17 protein-coding genes are annotated in these 17,802 nt (G+C 52.8%); 6 read left to right on the top strand and 11 right to left on the bottom strand.

The window, feature by feature from the left end; genetic code table 11:
- The first annotated feature begins 320 nt into the window (after nt 1-320).
- Nucleotides 321-626 carry a hypothetical protein gene (locus ACT9TW_RS16645; protein WP_446493091.1) on the top strand — a complete coding sequence of 102 codons (306 nt, stop codon included), beginning with the start codon at nt 321-323 and terminating at the stop codon, nt 624-626.
- Nucleotides 627-767: 141 nt separating this feature from the next.
- Nucleotides 768-998, top strand: coding sequence for a DUF2554 family protein (locus ACT9TW_RS16640; RefSeq protein WP_182061070.1), 231 nt, complete (start codon nt 768-770; stop codon nt 996-998).
- Here the strand turns inward: ACT9TW_RS16640 and ACT9TW_RS16635 are convergent, their stop codons facing one another.
- Together ACT9TW_RS16635 and ACT9TW_RS16630 are read right to left on the bottom strand one after the other, a co-directional pair.
- Complete coding sequence (locus ACT9TW_RS16635) at nt 999-2,963, bottom strand: peptidase U32 family protein (protein ID WP_446493090.1); 1,965 nt, start codon at nt 2,961-2,963, stop codon at nt 999-1,001.
- Nucleotides 2,964-3,043: 80 nt separating this feature from the next.
- Nucleotides 3,044-3,571, bottom strand: a complete 528-nt coding sequence (locus tag ACT9TW_RS16630) for a helix-turn-helix domain-containing protein (RefSeq protein WP_446493089.1) — start codon at nt 3,569-3,571, stop codon at nt 3,044-3,046.
- Nucleotides 3,572-3,642: 71 nt separating this feature from the next.
- Between ACT9TW_RS16630 and ACT9TW_RS16625 the strand changes: the two genes are divergently transcribed.
- On the top strand, nt 3,643-4,830 hold the full coding sequence (locus tag ACT9TW_RS16625) for a benzoate/H(+) symporter BenE family transporter (RefSeq protein WP_446493850.1): 1,188 nt from the start codon (nt 3,643-3,645) through the stop codon (nt 4,828-4,830).
- On the opposite strand, the gene ACT9TW_RS16620 is transcribed toward ACT9TW_RS16625, so the two are convergent.
- Entirely contained in the window at nt 4,810-5,682 is an 873-nt protein-coding gene (locus tag ACT9TW_RS16620) for a helix-turn-helix domain-containing protein (protein WP_446493849.1), read from the bottom strand. The genes ACT9TW_RS16625 and ACT9TW_RS16620 overlap by 21 nt on opposite strands.
- Nucleotides 5,683-5,856: 174 nt before the next feature.
- Between ACT9TW_RS16620 and ACT9TW_RS16615 the strand changes: the two genes are divergently transcribed.
- Nucleotides 5,857-6,753 (top strand): DMT family transporter, encoded by an 897-nt coding sequence (locus ACT9TW_RS16615; RefSeq protein ID WP_446493088.1) that lies wholly within the window; start codon nt 5,857-5,859, stop codon nt 6,751-6,753.
- A 35-nt stretch (nt 6,754-6,788) separates the two neighbouring features.
- On the opposite strand, the gene ACT9TW_RS16610 is transcribed toward ACT9TW_RS16615, so the two are convergent.
- The gene (locus tag ACT9TW_RS16610; protein WP_446493087.1) at nt 6,789-7,463 is read right to left on the bottom strand and encodes a DUF3313 domain-containing protein; all 675 of its coding nucleotides are present in this window, start codon (nt 7,461-7,463) and stop codon (nt 6,789-6,791) included.
- Between the two features lie 133 nt (nt 7,464-7,596).
- Nucleotides 7,597-9,192: an ABC transporter substrate-binding protein gene (locus ACT9TW_RS16605; RefSeq protein WP_446493086.1), complete on the bottom strand. Its 1,596-nt coding sequence runs from the start codon at nt 9,190-9,192 to the stop codon at nt 7,597-7,599.
- Nucleotides 9,193-9,303: 111 nt separating this feature from the next.
- On the opposite strand from ACT9TW_RS16605, the gene pepT reads away from it, so the two are divergent.
- Nucleotides 9,304-10,533: a peptidase T gene (pepT, locus tag ACT9TW_RS16600; protein WP_446493085.1), complete on the top strand. Its 1,230-nt coding sequence runs from the start codon at nt 9,304-9,306 to the stop codon at nt 10,531-10,533.
- On the opposite strand, the gene tehB is transcribed toward pepT, so the two are convergent.
- Together tehB and tehA are read right to left on the bottom strand one after the other, a co-directional pair.
- Complete coding sequence (gene tehB, locus ACT9TW_RS16595) at nt 10,530-11,123, bottom strand: tellurite resistance methyltransferase TehB (RefSeq protein WP_446493084.1); 594 nt, start codon at nt 11,121-11,123, stop codon at nt 10,530-10,532. The genes pepT and tehB overlap by 4 nt on opposite strands.
- Entirely contained in the window at nt 11,120-12,124 is a 1,005-nt protein-coding gene (tehA, locus tag ACT9TW_RS16590) for a dicarboxylate transporter/tellurite-resistance protein TehA (RefSeq protein ID WP_446493083.1), read from the bottom strand. Before tehA ends, tehB begins: the two co-directional genes overlap by 4 nt.
- Nucleotides 12,125-12,246: 122 nt before the next feature.
- Here tehA and ydcK point away from each other — a divergent pair, with 122 nt between their 5' ends.
- Nucleotides 12,247-13,227, top strand: coding sequence for a YdcK family protein (gene ydcK / locus ACT9TW_RS16585; RefSeq protein ID WP_446493082.1), 981 nt, complete (start codon nt 12,247-12,249; stop codon nt 13,225-13,227).
- Here ydcK and rimL read toward each other — a convergent pair.
- From rimL to ACT9TW_RS16565, 4 genes are all read right to left on the bottom strand, one after another.
- On the bottom strand, nt 13,222-13,761 hold the full coding sequence (gene rimL / locus ACT9TW_RS16580) for a 50S ribosomal protein L7/L12-serine acetyltransferase (RefSeq protein WP_446493081.1): 540 nt from the start codon (nt 13,759-13,761) through the stop codon (nt 13,222-13,224). The genes ydcK and rimL overlap by 6 nt on opposite strands.
- Before the next feature lie 65 nt (nt 13,762-13,826).
- Complete coding sequence (locus ACT9TW_RS16575) at nt 13,827-15,482, bottom strand: glucan biosynthesis protein D (RefSeq protein WP_182061058.1); 1,656 nt, start codon at nt 15,480-15,482, stop codon at nt 13,827-13,829.
- Between the two features lie 285 nt (nt 15,483-15,767).
- The gene (locus tag ACT9TW_RS16570; protein WP_446493080.1) at nt 15,768-16,541 is read right to left on the bottom strand and encodes an ABC transporter substrate-binding protein; all 774 of its coding nucleotides are present in this window, start codon (nt 16,539-16,541) and stop codon (nt 15,768-15,770) included.
- Between the two features lie 10 nt (nt 16,542-16,551).
- Nucleotides 16,552-17,721, bottom strand: coding sequence for a methionine aminotransferase (locus ACT9TW_RS16565; protein WP_446493848.1), 1,170 nt, complete (start codon nt 17,719-17,721; stop codon nt 16,552-16,554).
- Nucleotides 17,722-17,802: the final 81 nt, after the last annotated feature.

The following is a 17,802-nucleotide window of genomic DNA, read 5'->3' as shown; positions in this document are numbered from 1 at the left end:
GATCCCATTCCTAAGCCAGAAGAACGCCATTATATAAGATTTATCTTGAATCCTCATTTATCTTTATTTACCAAAAATGGTTGGTTTTTTAGATTTATATTGATACTACACCCCCAGGCCTGATTCTACGGCCATAATTGTTCAATTAACCGCCTATATCCGGAATCATACCAGGTATATTTTTTCAGATTATTCCTTGATCTACTCTCTAACTTTTCCAGTTATCCAGGCAGATTCTTAATCTCAGTACGCATCCACACTTTCTCCATTTTTCGGTGTTCAAATCAGCGGCGTTAAACAAAGAGAAAGGAAACAACAAAATGAAAAACATCACTACACTTGCTACGGTCATCGCGCTGGGCCTGTCGTCCTACGCGTTTGCGGATAACAAACCACCCGTGCCGTTTGAAAAGCAGCCAACTGAACACAATCAAAAACAGCCTCCACGTGATGGCAAACCACCTCAGCACGACGGTAAAACATCGCAGCATAATATGAATGGCGATAAGTCTCAGCATCGTGGTGATAAACCAGAACACAACGGAAAACGCCTGCAGCATAATGACGGTAAACAACCGCCAAAAGACGGTAAAAAACCATTACCACCGCAAGACCAGCGTAATTAATAAACAGGGGCGTTATGCCCCTGCTTTATTTCCGGTTACCACAGAAACTGACAATCCCTTTGCGTTAATTTGATCATCGGAATAATAACTTAATAAAACTATCTGCATCATAGCCGTGAAATGTCATTCAGCGGTGAAATAATGTTTAGAAAAGGGTTATCAGCAATAATGTTGATCTGCGCATTATTTTCGGGTCAGTTGATGGCGGGACACAAAGGGCATACCTTTTTATGGGTGAAGAATGTCGACCATCAGCTTCGTCATGAAGCCGACAGTGACGAACTACGCAGCGTGGCAGAGGATTCCGCAGAGGGCTTGCGCGAACACCATCACTGGCAGAAATCACGCAAACCCGATACTCACTTTCGTTAATTAACTGCCTTTACGTTTTGGCAGGGTTTTCATCAGATCTTCAGGGCTGACAGAGGCGACAATGCTGCCCGGCTGCGGCATTTTAAAGATGTGGTTTTTCATCTTACCAATGACGTGCATCTCACAAGGGCGGCAGTCGAATTTCAGGGTCAACACCTCGTCCCCGTTCACCAACTGCATCGGGGTCGCTTTCCAGCTTTTGATATTGCCCTTCGCCTGTTTCGGGCACAGGTTAAACGCAAAGCGCAGGCAGTGTTTGGTGATCATCACCGGTACATCGACCTTCTCTTCATGCGCTTCATACGCCGCGTCAATCAGCTGCACGCCATAGCGATGATAAAACTCGCGTGCTTTATGGTTGTAGACGTTTGCGAGGAAGGATAAGTGCGAATCAGGATAGACTGGCGCAGGCACAGAAACAGCTTTACGGCTGCCGCGTGGATAGTTAACCAGACGCGCGTCATCAAGCATTTCTGCCGTTTCACGACGAAACTTATTCAGCAGGCTATTTGGCACAAACAGTGCTTCAGGCAGGTTAACGTCGATATTACGCGCGTAATAAAGGGTTTGCCCCAGCTTCGCCACCCCATCCTTCAGGTTGTTCAGCGCTTTTTCCGCGTTGTTGGCGACTTCGAACTGGCCATCAAGGGTATGGGTCACGCTGACGCCATCTTCGCTGGTCATGGTCAGGATCAGCTGCTCTTCCCAGCCACCCAGTTCAATATCTACCGCAATGCGACGCTCGCTGGAGGTCTTGAGTAACGCCTGCTGCCAGTTGTGGTCCAGGTTGCGGTTAAGCGCTGCGTCAGGACGCGCTTTATACAGATCGGCTGGCATCTCATTCGGCCATACGCGATAACGGTTCTCAGCGGTTTTTTCGACCGTGTTGGCGCGGAAACCAACTACTTCACGCTTGATCATCACGTTCAGACCATCACCGTTCGCCAGCGGCTCCGTCACTTCCACGTCCAGATGATCTTTCGCCACTTTCAGCACCTTGCCTACCGGCAGACCGATAAACTTCGGCGAATCGAACGCACCGATGTCATCTTTACGGGCATTCACGAAGTAATCAGTGCTGCCGCGGTGGAAGGTTTTATCTGTCGACGGGATAAAGAAATGCTCAGTACGTCCGGCAGACGCGCGCGCCAGGTCACCGCGATCTTCAATAATGGCATCCAGCATCTGACGGTAGTGCGCGGTGATGTTTTTCACGTAGCTCATGTCTTTGTAACGCCCTTCGATTTTGAAGGAGCGCACGCCAGCGTCGATCAGCGCACCCAGGTTGGCGGTCTGATCGTTATCTTTCATGGAAAGCAGGTGTTTTTCAAAGGCCACCACGCGGCCCTGATCGTCTTTCAGGGTGTAGGGCAGACGGCACGCCTGAGAGCAATCGCCACGGTTAGCGCTACGCCCGGTCTGGGCATGGGAGATATTACACTGCCCGGAATAGGCCACGCACAGTGCACCGTGGATAAAGAACTCAATGGTAGCGTCTGTGGCCTGGTGGATATCGCGGATCTGGTTCAGGTTTAGCTCACGCGCCAGCACTATCTGGGAGAAACCGACGTCGGAGAGGAACTTGGCCTTTTCTACCGTGCGGATGTCGCACTGGGTACTGGCGTGTAGCTCAATCGGCGGAATATCCAGTTCCAGCACGCCCATGTCCTGCACGATCAGCGCATCAACGCCGGTCTGGTACAGGTCAGTTATCAGACGCTGCGCAGGCTCCAGCTCATCATCATGAAGAATGGTGTTCAGGGTCACGAACACTTTCGCCCCGTAGCGATGGGCGAACGGCACCAGCTCGGCAATATCACTCAGGCTGTTGCTGGCGTTATGGCGGGCACCGAAGCCAGGGCCGCCAATGTAGACGGCATCGGCACCGTGAAGGATCGCTTCACGGGCAATGGCGGCATCGCGGGCCGGGCTTAAAAGTTCAAGATGATGGGATTGCAGGCGCATACTTCGTCGTTATCCGTTATGGTCAAAATGGCGGCTATTGTAGTCAGAAGTATGCGTCAGCGAAACAGTTTTGCGTACCTTCAGCGGGGATAATGAATCAGTGAATGAAAGTGCACCGTCAGGGCGCTGCTGTTACGGTACGCGTGGGGTTTATCGCCAGCAAAACGCACGCCAGAATCAGCCTGAATGGTGCGCCACTCTCCGTCGATGTGCATATCAAGCTCACCGCTTATCACCACCACATGCTCAATGACGCCCGCTTCGTGCGGCGTGGATTCACTTATCGCACCGGGGGCAAGGGTTATCGAGAAATGATCGTATTTCAGCGCCTCATCCCACGGAAATAACGGTTTAACCACCATCGTCTGCTGCTGCGGGTCGAACATCGCTTCCGGGCTGGCCTGCGGTGTAATGAAAACGGAAAACGGCACGTTCAGTCCGGTTGCTATTTTCCAGAGCGTCGAAACCGTAGGGCTGGATTCGTTGCGCTCAATTTGTCCGAGCATCGCTTTTGACACGCCCGTCTCTTCTGCAAGCTTTGACAGACTCCACCCGCGTGTCTGGCGCAGGGTCTTCAGTGTGGATGCAAGATGCTGAGTAATGTCCATAAATTCTCCCGTTGGCGAAAAGTGTACCACTTGTACGCTATAGCGCACAGTGTTACATTGCTTCGGACGCTATAACGCACAGTGGAGTTTTTATGCGTAGTTCAACGCCTCTCTTTCCTGCCATTCTGGCCGGTTTTGTTGCTGTGCTGGTGGGCTATGCCAGTTCAGCGGCGATTATCTGGCAGGCCGCCGCCGCCGCAGGGGCAAACGCCCAGCAGATTGCTGGCTGGATGACCGCTCTCGGCCTTGGGATGGGTGTCAGCACGCTTGCGCTCTCCTGGTGGTATAAAGCGCCGGTGCTTACCGCCTGGTCCACGCCAGGTGCCGCCCTGCTGGCCACTAGCCTGCATGGCGTAACCCTGGCAGAAACGATCGGTATTTTTATTTTTGCCAACGCACTCATCCTGTTGTGCGGGCTAACCGGGCTGTTTGCCCGCCTGATGAAGCTAATCCCGCACTCCCTGGCGGCAGCCATGCTGGCCGGGGTACTGCTACATTTTGGGCTTCAGGCATTCAGCCATCTCGACGGTCATTTTCTGCTGTGCGGCAGTATGCTGGCGGCATGGTTAATAGCCAAAGCGTTTGCGCCGCGCTATGCCATTGTGGCCACCCTGTTGGTCGGCGGTGTCGTTGCCTGGGCTGGTGGTGACGTTGTCACGGAAAAAATTACGCTTTCGGTTGTTATGCCGCAATTTATTGCCCCTGCATTTACCTTTACTAGTCTGGTCAGCATCGGCATGCCGTTTTTCCTGGTGACCATGGCCTCACAGAACGCCCCCGGCTTTGCCACCATGAAAGCTTCCGGCTATCCGCTGTCGGTGTCACCGCTCATCATCATCACCGGCGGGATTGCATTACTGTTTTCACCGTTTGGGGTCTATTCCATCTGTATCGCGGCGATCACCGCCGCCATTTGCCAGAGCCCTGATGCACACCCTGATGTCAGTAAACGCTGGATTGCCGCCGCAGCTGCGGGCATTTTTTATCTTCTGGCGGGCGTGTTCGGCGGCTCCATTACCGGGCTAATGGCCGCCCTGCCGCTGAGCTGGATCCAGACACTGGCAGGGCTGGCACTACTTGGCACTATTAGCGGCAGTTTGTATCAGGCATTGAATAATGAAGCGGAGCGTGACGCGGCGATTGTCACTTTCCTGATGACCGCCAGCGGGGTAACGATTCTGGGAATTGGTTCAGCGTTCTGGGGGCTGGTTGCCGGTGGGCTTTGCTACAGCGTTTTTCTACGCGCTCGCCGCACGTAACTGAGATGGCGTCACGCCCATTACGCTGCGAAAGCGGTTGCTGAAATGGCTGGCAGAGTTAAAGCCGCAGGCAAGCGCGATATCGGTCAGCGGCTGGCTGGTTTGAGTGACCAGCTCTCTGGCTTTTTCCATCCGGCGCTGCATCACGTACTGATGCGGCGCTTGCTGCATTGACTGGCGGAACATGCGGGCAAAGTGGTACTCGCTGAGCGCGGCCTGGGCGGCAAGCTCAGCCAGCGTCAGCGGTTGCGCAAGGTTTTCTTCAATAAATGCCAGTACGTTTCGCAGTACAAATGGCGACAATCCCCCTGTCACCACCGGCAGTTTCCACTGCACGTTGGCGTAGTTTTGCAGCAGATGCGTCAGCAACATCGTCGACGCCGTGCTCAGGGTGAGCTGATTGGCTTTTTGCTGCCAGTCACAGCCGAGCAAAAACTGGCGATACAGCGCAGTAATTTTCGGGTCGCTGCCAAAGATTTTTTCATCAAGCGTCAGGGATACCGGTCGCTTATCCCAGATCTTCTCGCCGATATCGCGCAAATGCTCATCGGTACAGTAAAGATGGACAAACGACAGGTCGTCGCGGATATCCCAGGTGGATTCACTCTCTTTCGGCATCAGGCAGAAACGATCCGGGCCGCCGCCATTTTTCCAGCCACCGGGTGTTTTTTGATAACTCTCGTAGCCGTCAGCCACGTACAGGCTGAGGGTATGGTGATCGCTCTTAACGGTTATGGTGTCGTGCTTGTTGTACCACGCTGCCAGCTGAATACCGGAGTTAAGCGCAACGGTCTCCCGGAGCACCGCGTTCTGCTGGCGTAGCGTTTCAAAGGTATCGTAAGCGTGGGACATAACCATTAACACGTCATTAATCAGAGTATCAGTCTAAGAATTGTTGCCCCCTGTTGCCAGTGCCCTGACGATAAAAAAGCGCAAGAATTTGCAAGTCCGCCGCAACCAGGTGAAAGCGTGCCGGGCAGACAACCGTCAGACTGAGGGTTTTCGCGGTTTGAGAAGAGAGAGAACATGAACGCACTGTTATACGGGCTGGTGGTGGTTATCTGGGGAACCACCTGGATTGCGATTTTTCTGCAACAAGGGCCTGTCGCGGCTCCCGTGTCCATTTTTTGGCGCTTTGCCGTTGCCTGCGCCATTATGATGATTGTCCTGGTCGCCTTGCGTCGTCTGCGTAAACTGTCATTGCGGGACCATCTTTTTTGCATCATTCAGGGCTGCTGCGTGTTCTGCTTCAACTTCTGGTGCTTCTACACCGCAGCGTCGCACATTAACACCGGGCTGGAGTCTGTCATTTTCAGCATGGCGGTGCTCTATAACGCCATCAACAGCTTTATCTTCTTTGGCCAGCGTCCGCCGGCACGCTTCTGGACGGCAGCAGCACTGGGGTTAATCGGTATTATCACCCTCTTCTGGGACGACCTTCTGGCAAGCGGCTGGAGCGCCTCACTGCTGACGGGGATTGGCCTTTCCGCACTGGGCACTTACGGGTTCTCTCTGGGGAATATGATCAGTATGCGCCACCAGCGCAACGGGCTGGAAACCATGACCACCAACGCCTGGGCAATGCTATACGGGACGCTGGTAATGGGCTGTATTGCCCTGATCCGGGGGGACAGTTTTGCACCCGAGTGGACGGAGAGCTATATCGGCGCGCTGCTTTATCTGGCACTGTTTGGTTCGGTGATAGCGTTTGGCGCTTATTTCACCCTGGTGGGTCGTATCGGTGCAGGGAAAGCCGCTTACAGCACGCTTCTGTTCCCACTGGTTGCGCTGTCTATTTCAACCGTTTACGAAGGTTATGTGTGGCATGTTAACGGGATTATTGGGCTGTTGCTGATTCTGGGGGGAAATATGGTGATGTTTACAAAGCCGGAAACCTGGTTCAGGCGTCTGCGTACGGCATAAAAAAACGGCCTGCGTAATGCAGGCCGTCTTCTGTATTATTTCATTGTCTTTTTCACATCAAACATGGTGGCATCCGTTGCCATGTCATCAACAACCTGCTTCAGCGTCGCGAAGGTCATTGGCGTGCTTTCGTTATTCAGCTCTTTACCTTCGCCTTTACGAACCACTTTCATAACTGGTTTACCGGTTTTCGCGTCAATCAACTCACCTTCAAAGTACAGGTGGGTGTCCATTGTACGGTGACCGGTCGCCATCTGGGTACCCGCTACGACCAGCGCAACAGGGACCACTTCATAGAACTGCAAACCTTCTTTCTTGGAGCTAACCCCGGTCACAGCACCACGGAAGATCAGGCTGCGTGGGCCAGGCGTGGTGACGATTGGCTTACGTTGACCAATCGCAGTTTTCATTTTGTTGTTGGTGTAGTTCAGCAACTCATCCAGCGTTTTTTGACCAATCTGCGTCGTTGGTTTTGGGACAGGATAATAAGTAATTGGATTCCAGACAATATTGTCATAATTCGCTTCATTGTAAGACGGATCAACCCAACGCAAGGTTGGTTTACCCGTCGCAGATGTCGTTTCCTTCAAGCCAGAATAGTCTTTTAAAAAGCCTGAGTATTGTTCAGGAGCAGCGACTTTTGAAGAGCAACCCGCCAACGCCAACAGACCAGTAAGCACTGCAACCCTAAAGAAAGTTTGAGTACGCATGATGATATTCCATGTTATCTGCAAGTATGCATTTGAAGTTATAGCAAAAGATTGGCAAGTATGTGGTGGGAAAAAATGTTGTTGAGAGCACAAATTGAAAAAAACTGCCCGAAAGGCTTCGGGCAGTGAAAAATTACTGGTTAATATCCACTTGCCAGAAGAGATGCTTACCAAACGGGTCGATTTCGTAACCTGTCACTTCTTTGCGTACCGGCTCGAAAATAGTGGAATGCGCAATCATTACCGCTGGCATTTGATCGTGCATCATTTGCTGCGCTTCTTTGTATAACGCCACACGTTTATCGTGATCGGTTATCGATTTAGCTTCAGCAATAATTTTATCAAACGGCTTATAACACCATTTTGCGGAGTTCGATCCGCCGTTGGCGGACGTACAGGTAAACAGCGGGCCAAAGAAGTTATCAGGATCGCCCGTCGCCGTAGTCCAGCCCATCAGCGCCGCCTGATGTTCACCGCCTTTCACGCGCTTGAGGTATTCGCCCCACTCGTAGGTGACGATTTTGGTCTGCACGCCAATCTTCGCCCAGTCCGCCTGAATCATCTCAGCCATACGCTTAGCGTTCGGGTTATACGGGCGCTGTACCGGCATCGCCCACAAATCAATGCTGATACCGTTGGCAAATCCCGCCTCTTTGAGCAGGGCTTTGGCTTTTTCAGGAGAATAGTCGTAATCCTTGAGTTCGCTGTCCGCACTCCAGACGCCCGGCGGCAACAGATTTTTCGCCGCGGTGCCGGTACCGTGGAACACGGCATCGATAATCGCCGGTTTGTTGATGGCCATCGCCAGTGCCTGACGCACTTTCACGTTATCAAGCGGCGGTTTTTGGGTATTAAACGCCAGAAATCCGGTGTTCAGTCCTGCCTTGCTCATCAGGTTGATGTCTTTGTTGGCCTTCATGCGCGGCAGATCGGCCGGGTTCGGGAACGGCATCACCTGGCACTCGTTTTTCTCAATTTTGGCAAAACGCACCGAGGCATCCGGCGTAATGGTAAACACCAGGCGATCGAGCTTTGATTTACCCTGCCAGTATTCCGGGAATGCGGTAAACAGAATGCGTGAATCTTTCTGATACTGCGCCAGCCGGAACGGCCCGGTGCCTATCGGATCCATATCGACCTTCTCTGGCGTTCCAGCTTTGAGCATCGCATCGGCATATTCAGCCGACAGGATCGAGGCAAAATACCAGGCCAAATCGGCCACAAACGGGGCTTCCGGGTGCGCCAGGGTAAAGCGCACCGTATGGTCATCCACCCGGTCAATGGCGGTGATAAGGCTGCCAAACTCCAGGCTTTCGAAGTTGGAATAGCTGCCGTTAGAGACATTGTGATAAGGGTGATTAACGTCTTTCTGGCGCATGAACGAGAAAATCACATCATCCGCGTTAAAGTCACGCGTTGGCGTAAAGGACTTGTTGCTCTGGAACTTAACCCCTTTGCGCAGATGGAAGGTATAGACCTTGCCGTCTTCACTCACATCCCAGCTTTCTGCCAGGCTCGGCACCAGCTTGGTTGTGCCGGGTGTAAAGTCCACCAGGCGGTTATAGACCGGTACAGCACTGGCATCTACGCTTGTGCCAGACGTATACAACTGAGGATTGAAGTTCTCCGGCGATCCTTCGGAGCAATACACCAGCGTTTTCGCGCTGACGGCGGAACTGGCCGTCAGCGCGGCAAGCGCCAGCGTTAACATGGTGAGTTTGCTTTTCATCTTTTTTCCTGTCTTTTTAATTCGACGGCTAATTAATTCTTTTGCCATTTCATAAATAACATTAAAGTGACATTGCAAACACCTGATAATACAAAATAAGAAGGAATCACTATGGCTTCAGAACTCTCCAGACAATTAACCCATCGTTTTTTCCGCTATCTCGCCATCACCAGCCAAAGCGATCCTAAAGTCAGAACACTCCCCTCCACACCCGGGCAGCACGACATAGCGCGTGAACTGGCGAAAGAGCTAGCACAGCTGGGTTTAGAGGATATCGTCATCGATGAGTTCGCGACCGTTACTGCGGTTAAAAAAGGCAATGTGGCAGGCGCGCCGCGTATTGGTTTTATTACGCATATCGATACCGTCGACGTGGGATTATCACCGGATATTCATCCACAAATATTAACGTTTACCGGAGAAGACCTCTGTCTGAATAAAGAGAAAGACATCTGGTTACGTGTAAAAGATCACCCGGAAATTCTGTCGTATCCCAATGAAGAGATTATTTTCAGCGATGGAACCAGCGTATTAGGCGCAGATAATAAATCTGCGGTAACCGTGGTGATGACGGTGCTGGAAAATCTGAAAGCCGAACATCAGCATGGCGATATCGTGGTGGCGTTTGTTCCGGATGAAGAAATCGGTCTGAATGGCGCCAAAGCGCTGGATCTTAAGCGCTTTGACGTCGACTTTGCCTGGACCATCGACTGCTGCGAAATTGGAGAAATTGTTTACGAGAACTTCAACGCCGCGGCGGCCGAAATCCGCTTTACCGGCGTCACCGCGCACCCGATGTCCGCCAAAGGCGTGCTGGTGAATCCATTATTAATGGCGACAGACTTCATCAGCCATTTCGACCGTCAGCAAACGCCGGAGTGCACCGAAGGCCGTGAAGGTTATATCTGGTTTAACGGTATTCAGGCCGGGCAAAACGACGCAGTGCTGAAAGCGAACATTCGTGATTTTGATAAAGACAACTTTGCCGCGCGTAAGCAGCAGATTGCCGATGTGGTGGAACTGATTGCCGCACAGCACCCTGCCGCAAAAGTGGAATACCGCATTGAGGACACTTACAGCAATATCAGCAATGCGATTGGTGAAGACCGCCGCGCCATTGACCTGATGTTTGAGGCGATGAAGTCCCTCGGGATCACGCCAAAACCGACGCCAATGCGCGGGGGCACAGACGGTGCGGCGCTTTCCGCAAAAGGGCTGCTCACCCCGAACTTTTTCACCGGTGCCCATAACTTCCACTCGAAGTTTGAGTTTTTACCGTTGTCGTCGTTCGAGGCGTCTTACAAGACAGCCCTGCAAATCTGTCTGTTGGCGGCCCGTTAAGCGGGATTACGCGCCAGCATGGTGGCAAAACGCAGCTGGATGCGATTACCGTTGGCATCGGTGCGGTGTAGTTCACCCACCTCTTCGTTGTATTTGAGCAATTCCCAGCCTTCATAGTGATTGCTCAGTTCACCGCTTTTGAACGCGAACGGGAAGCCAACGGTGCACGGATAATCTGCGGTATCCATCGCGGCAACGATCAGGTTAAAGCCGCCCGGTTTAGTGCAGCGCTGCATATTGGCGATAAGGCCAGGGATGGTTTTCGCTTCCAGGAACATCAGCACCACGGTTGAGAGAATAAAATCATACTCGCCGTCAAAGCTCAGGCTGTTGAGGTCTTTGATCGCTGCCTGCAAATTGACGATCCCTTCTGCCGCTTTGATGCGTTCGATATTGTCGATGCTCATTGGGTTCTTATCCCACGCCGTCACATCGAAGCCGTTGGCAGCCAGATAAAGGCTGTTACGGCCATTTCCGCAGCCCAAATCCAGGGTTTTACCCGGTTTGACAATATCTGCGCTGTACAGCACCTCTGAGTGCGTGCGGGTCAAACCATATTTATCAGTGAAGTAGTTCTCATCAACAGTCATTGTTTTTCCTCAGGAAGCATAAGCAGTGCCTTATCAGTGCGCACCAAAAGTTTGCCCTGCATCAGCAAGATAAACGTACGAACCAACAGCATCACAATGATAATGTTAGTAAAAATAAACAACGGGACAGCAATCGCGTGGAAGAAGCCCGACGGGCTGCTCTGCCCCAGATGCAATCCGGTGGTCGCCAGCGCCGAAACGCCGAACGAGAAACTCCAGAAAGAGGCATTAAACGGCTGTGACAGATACCATGGCATCAGACGCAGCATAAACAGCAGCTGCAACAGCCCGTAACCAAACAGCATTTTGGCGAAGGTATCGGCCTGCCCACCGTTCACGCTGAACCAGGCGCTACAGGCCACCAGCGCCGGGGCCAGTTGAATGCCAAGCGAAGTACGCAGCGCGGAGGGTAACTCCCCGGCACTGCGCAGGCGTTGCAGGATAACCGGCTCCAGGCTGAGCCATGAAAAAACGCCCGCCCCCAGGAACACCAAACCGGCATCGGTAAATCCCAGCGCGCCACAGGCCATAGCGCTGATAAAATTGTTGGCGACCGTCGGCAGGTAGAGCCCTGGTGTGGTGGCCTCTTCAGGGTGTTTACCCCGCCATAAACCGGCACTCTGCCAGGCAGAGTAGCTCAGCTGCATCACCACGCCTGCGCCGAAAAGCACCAGCGAAATGGGTCGAAACCAGGGAACAAATCCAATTGATACCAGCATGGTGGTCGCAGGAAACAAGCTCACAAAACTGCTCATCACCGGGTGGCGCATCTCAGTCAGTATGCTGTGCGGAAAACGAATGGCGCGGGTAATAAATGCCAGCGTCAGCAAAAACCAGATACACACCGCCAGCCCGACCAGAATATCGCCCGGCCAGCGCGTCACTGGCCAGAGGGTGCTGGCATAACGCCAGGCAAACCCCATACCAATCGTCCCCAGCACCATACCGAAGTAACCCGAGGGTAAGTTAAGGACTTGTTGAGTTCTGTTACTTTTGCGCATTTATTTTAAATTATAAAATGTATTTTAAATGCCATTTTATGAGGTTTCAGTGGTAAGCGCCAGCATTTCGAAACGCCTAAACTTTGCTACGTTTAGTTAAGACGCTTATCAGGGATAATACGATGAAAAAGTATCGGCTTGGCGATGAAATCCGCCTATGGCAATGGCAAAACGGCGAAAGCAAAACCACAACCCCACTGCGGCAGATTATCGCGACCACTGATTTTAACGATATCGTCAGCGGGACAAAAGGCGGATGGGTCGACGATGAGCGCGCGCTCGCCCAGGAGGGACATTGCTGGATCTACGACGAAAACAGCGTGGTCTTTGGCGGTGCCAGAGTGCTCGGCAATGCGCGGATAACCCAGCCCTGCGTGATAAGCCATAATGCCTGGATTAGCGGCGACTGCTGGGTCGATGGCGCGCAAATCAGCCACGGCCCCCAAATAAGTGACAACGTCACCATTCAGCATTCTGATATTCGTGGTGAATGCCACATATTTGGCAATGCCCGTGTCCTTCATCACAGCCAGGTCATCGCGGCAAAAGGCTTAACCCCCGACAACGATCAGATTTTACAGATTTACGGCAACGCCACCGTGAGCCAGTCCCGGGTAGTTCATCAGGCGCAAATCTACGGAGACGCCCTGGTGAATTACGCCTTCATTGAGCACCGCGCCGAGGTGTTTGAAAACGCCATTCTGGAAGGTAATGATCTGAATAACGTCTGGGTGTGTGACTGTGCAAAAGTGTACGGCAATGCCCGCCTGATTGCCGGTAAAGACGATGATGCCATCCCCACGCTGCGCTACAGCTCGCAGGTGGCGGAAAACGCCGTCATCGAAGGCAACTGCGTGATAAAACATCATGTGCTTATCGGCGGCCAGGCCTGGTTACGGGGCGGACCGATCATGATTGACGACAAGGTGGTTATCCAGGGGCGCGTACGCATCAGCGGAGATGTGCTGATCGAGCATCGAATAGAGATAACCGATGATGCCGTGATTGAAGCCTTTGCCGGGGAAAACATCCACCTGCGCGGCGAAAAGGTGATTAACGGCAATCAGCGAATTACCCGCACGCCGCTTCTGGGCGCGCTATAGCGGGAATAGTCTGGCGTAGCTGTTCACATCGTCAAAGCGGCCATTAAGGTATTCCGCCTCTCGCAGACAACCTTCAAGCGTAAAGCCATTACGTATCGCGACTTTATTGCTGCTGACATTGTCTACGCGGCACTTAAGCACAAAGCGACGGACTTCGCCCCGGCTGGCGTAATAGTGCATAAACGCCTGTAACGCCCGGGAAATAATCCCCTGTTTCTGGTGATGCTCGTCCAGCCAGTAACCGATGTAGCCCGTTTTGTTGGTCGGCTCAATGGCATTAAACGACAACACGCCCACCAGAATATCGTCCTGAAAAATAAGAAACATTTTGGCGTAACCGCGTGCGTGCAGCATCTGGTTACTCTGCACGTTGCGCCGGGTGTCGTCTTCAGTCCCCACGTGCTGCGCCCAGTCGAATGCGGTTTGCAGAAAGGTTTTATTTTTGATGACGAGGTTGTGCAACTCGGCGGCGTAGCGATCTTCGACGGCACGAAGCTCGATGTTGTGGGTAACGGGGATGATTTCAGAAGACATGATCACTCTCAATGGTCTGGTAGGCCGGGTAAGCGTTAGCGCCACCCGGCACAATCCCACAAGAACTAACGCATAACCCGGTCGTCAACGTAATTACGTTTATCCGGTGCTGGCGGGAAGTACTGGTAGAGCCAGGTTTCACTGATAGCATCGCCCTGGCAGCGCAGGAACATCCGCATATCCACCGGCTCCGTTGAGTCGGACGTTGGATACCAGTCAAACAGGATGCGATACCCATCGAACGGCTCAACGTAGAGGATCTCAATCTGCTTAGCTTCACCGTTTGAAAGTGTAATCACAGGCTCAATCCCCTTCGGTGCCGCGGCTTTCAGATCGCCACCGACAAAATCAATGGCAAAGCGACGCGCCCAGGTTTTCGGGTAGTTTTCACCCGGTGCCCAGCCTTCAGGGAACCCACCCATGCCGGTGCGGGTCGCGAAGACGTTGGCCAGCGGCGAGCGCACCGGAGGCTGTGCGCTCCAGTACAGGCGATATTTGAAGTCCAGCTCATCGCCCGCTTCCACCGGTTTTTCGGGCTGCCAGAAGCAGACCACGTTATCCAGGGTTTCACCGGTTGTCGGGATCTCCATCAGACCAACAGCGCCCTTACCCCAGTTGTTACGCGGCTCGACCCACAGGCTTGGGCGTTTGTTATACCAGCCCATAATGTCCTGATAGTGCGAGAAATCGCGGTCAAGCTGGAGCAAGCCGAACCCTTTCGGGTTTTTATCCATGTAGGCATTGAACTGCAATTTCTGCGGATTGTTCAGCGGGCGGCAGATCCATTCGCCATTGCCCCGCCACATCGCCAGACGGTCGGAGTCATGGATTTGCGGGTGAATGGTGTCGCACATGCGGCGCTCGTTATTCCCGCAGCTGAACATGCTGGTCATCGGGGCGATGCCAAGCTGTTTGATGTCTTTACGTGCATAGAGGTGGTTTTCGACGTCCATGATCACCTGGCTTTTCTCGCAGTGGATCACAAACTTGTAGGCACCGGTAATGCTTGGGCTATCCAGCAGCGTATAGACGGTAAAGGTGGTATCGCCAGGCTTAACGGTTTCAAACCAGAATGAGGTGAAATCCGGAAACTCTTCCGGCGTATCCGTAAAGGTATCCACCGCCAGACCACGGGCAGAAAGACCGTATTGATAGGTGTCATCGACCGCGCGGAAATAGCTCGCGCCGAGGAACGAAACGATATCGCGGCGTGCCAGCTCTGGCGCTTTGAACGCGCGGAAGCCCGCAAAACCGAGGTCGCTCTGCCCTTGCAGCTGTTTGGTATCGACATCCGTCTCGTTATAGCTGAACAACTCAGGACGGAAGTGGATCTCACGTGCCTGAGACGTAGACGGGTCCAGCGAGAACATACGCACACGGCGACGGAACCCCATCCCCATATGGAAGAACTGCACGTCGAGCTGACGGCCTTCAATGTTGTTCCACAGCGACTGCTTTTCGTCGTAGCGAATGGCGTTGTACGCCTGCGGGGTCATGTTCGCCAGCGTTTCCGGCAGCGGACGCGGTGCTCCACCCCACGGGGTTTTTGCCAGGTCATGTGCCATGGATTGCAGTACGGAGTAGTCAAAACGTCGGCTCTGACCGTCAGCAATGTCAGAGTCAGCAGCGAATGCCGCTTTAGAAAACAGTGAAGCAAGGCCTGATGTGCCGCTCAGGGCAGCCATTGCCAGCGAACCTTTTAAAAAACGTCTGCGATTCATGCCTGGAAAAACGTCCTTATGGTCGTGTGAATGTGTTTCGCACTCGGCGAAATGACGGCAAGAAAGAACGCACAGCCTAAACAAAAACGGTTAAGAATCCAATTGTTGCCGGGTGATTATATGAGCAAAGTGAGAAATATTTTCTGTCGCCCGGAACAGCCTGAAAAAGGCGTAAAGAAAGGTAACGTCATTAAACACGCAAGGCGGCAGGTCTGAGGGGAAATGAGAGTGGCAGGAAGAAAAATGCCCCGGCTGGACATCGACAGCCGGGGCAAAACGAGGCGATTATTTTACGCTGACATCGATACCCGGGAAGTACTTATCAGCGAGTTTAGCGATCGTGCCATCGGCACGTACTTTATCAATCGCGGCATTAAGCTGCTTCTGGGTGGCCTCATCCCCCTTGCGCAATCCAAAACCGATCCCACTGCCCAGGATAGTGTCGTCAGACACCGGTTTGCCGATAAAGCCAAACCCTTTCCCCTGGGGCTTGCTCAGGAAACCTGCCTGCCCGGCCGCGGACATGACTAACGAGGCATCGATACGGCCATTCAGCAAATCTCCCCACGCCATGTTCTGATCTTTATAAGACACCACGGTGACACCCTGCTTTTCCCAGTGCTCTTTGGCGTATGTCTCCTGGATAGAGCCCTGCAACACCCCGATGGTTTTACCTTTCAGCCCGTCAGGCGTTGCTTCTACCGCCGTGCCCGCTTTCCCCACCAGCTGTGACGGAATGCGATAAATCGGCTGCGTAAAATCAATGCTTTTGCGGCGTTGTTCGGTAATGTTCATGGCCGAGTTGATGGCATCAAATTTTTTCGCCACCAGGCCCGGGATCAACGCATCAAACGAGGTTTCAACCCAGGTACATTTCAGCGCTGCCGCTTTACAGATGGCATTGCCCAGCTCAACGTCGAACCCTTCCAGCTCGCCAGAGGCATTACGGCTTTCAAACGGTGGATACTCTGCTTCCAGCCCGTAACGCAGCTCTGTGGCGGCAAAAGAAGAGAACGTACACAGCAATCCCATGCCGACAACTAACGCGCGTAATTTCATGTAAAACTCCTTAGCGTGGTTTAACCCGACACAGGGCCTGGGCACCTGCCCGTAACGTTGCCTCATCTTTCGCAAAAGAGAGACGGATCAATTTATTATCTGTGCCATCAGCATAAAACGCCGACAGCGGAATGGTTGCAACACCGCACTCGGTAATCAACCGCTTCACCATGTCACTGTCGCTTTCATCACTAAAATGGCTGTAATCGGCCAGCAGGAAGAATGAACCGGCGCTTGGCAGCAAGCGGAACGGTGATTCTGCAAGTAGCGATTGCAGCAGGTCGCGTTTACGCTGATAAAACGCGGCCAGTGACAGCCAGGTCTGCGGATCGGTCATGTGTTCTGCAAATGCGTGCTGCATTGGGGTATCGGCAGAAAACATTAAAAATTGATGGACCTTGCAGATCTCTTCCATCAACACTACCGGTGCAACACAGTAACCGACGCGCCATCCGGTGACGTGATAGGTTTTTCCGAAGGATGAAATAATGACGCTACGCTCCGCCAGCTGCGGGTGTGTGGCCATCCCGTGATGAGGTTTGCCATCAAAGACGACGTGTTCGTACACTTCGTCAGACAAAATAATGATATCGGTATTACGTGTCACTGCCGCCAGCTGTTGCAGATCGTTCGCAGAGAAGACCTGCCCGCTTGGGTTGTGCGGAGTATTGACGATGATCATCCGCGTTTTCGGGGTGATGGCGGCGCGCACTTCATCCCAGTTCACGGCAAAATCTGGCACGGTCAGTTTAATGGCAACAGGAGTTGCACCCTGTAATCGCACGATAGGCGCATAGCTATCAAACGACGGTTCAAAGTAAATAACCTCGTCACCCGGATGCACCAGCCCACTTATCGCCGAATACAGCCCTTCGCTGGCGCTGGCCGTGACCAGTACTTCGCTACCGGGATCATATTGCGTGCCATACAGCGTTGCGATTTTCTCGGCAATCCGCTCTTTCAGTGTCTGAAGGCCGGTCATCGCCGCATACTGGTTATGCCCGGCTTCCATGGCGCGGGTGACACCGGCGACCAGTTTAGGGTCACAGGAGAAATTCGGTGCGCCCTGAGAAAGGTTGATGGCGTTATGTTGTGCCGATAGCTGGCCAATAACGGTAAAAATCGTGGTGCCAACATCAGGCAGTTTTGACCGGGTTTGCACCGGAGTTCTCAAAGTCATCATCTTTCCTTTCTCATAAAGATTGCATAACTATTCAAACAATAAGTCGGTTGTGGCGACAAACGAATTGTTGTCATAATA

This window comes from Enterobacter sp. C4G1 (genome assembly GCF_052886895.1).
This window is presented reverse-complemented; position numbering and strand designations above follow the sequence as displayed.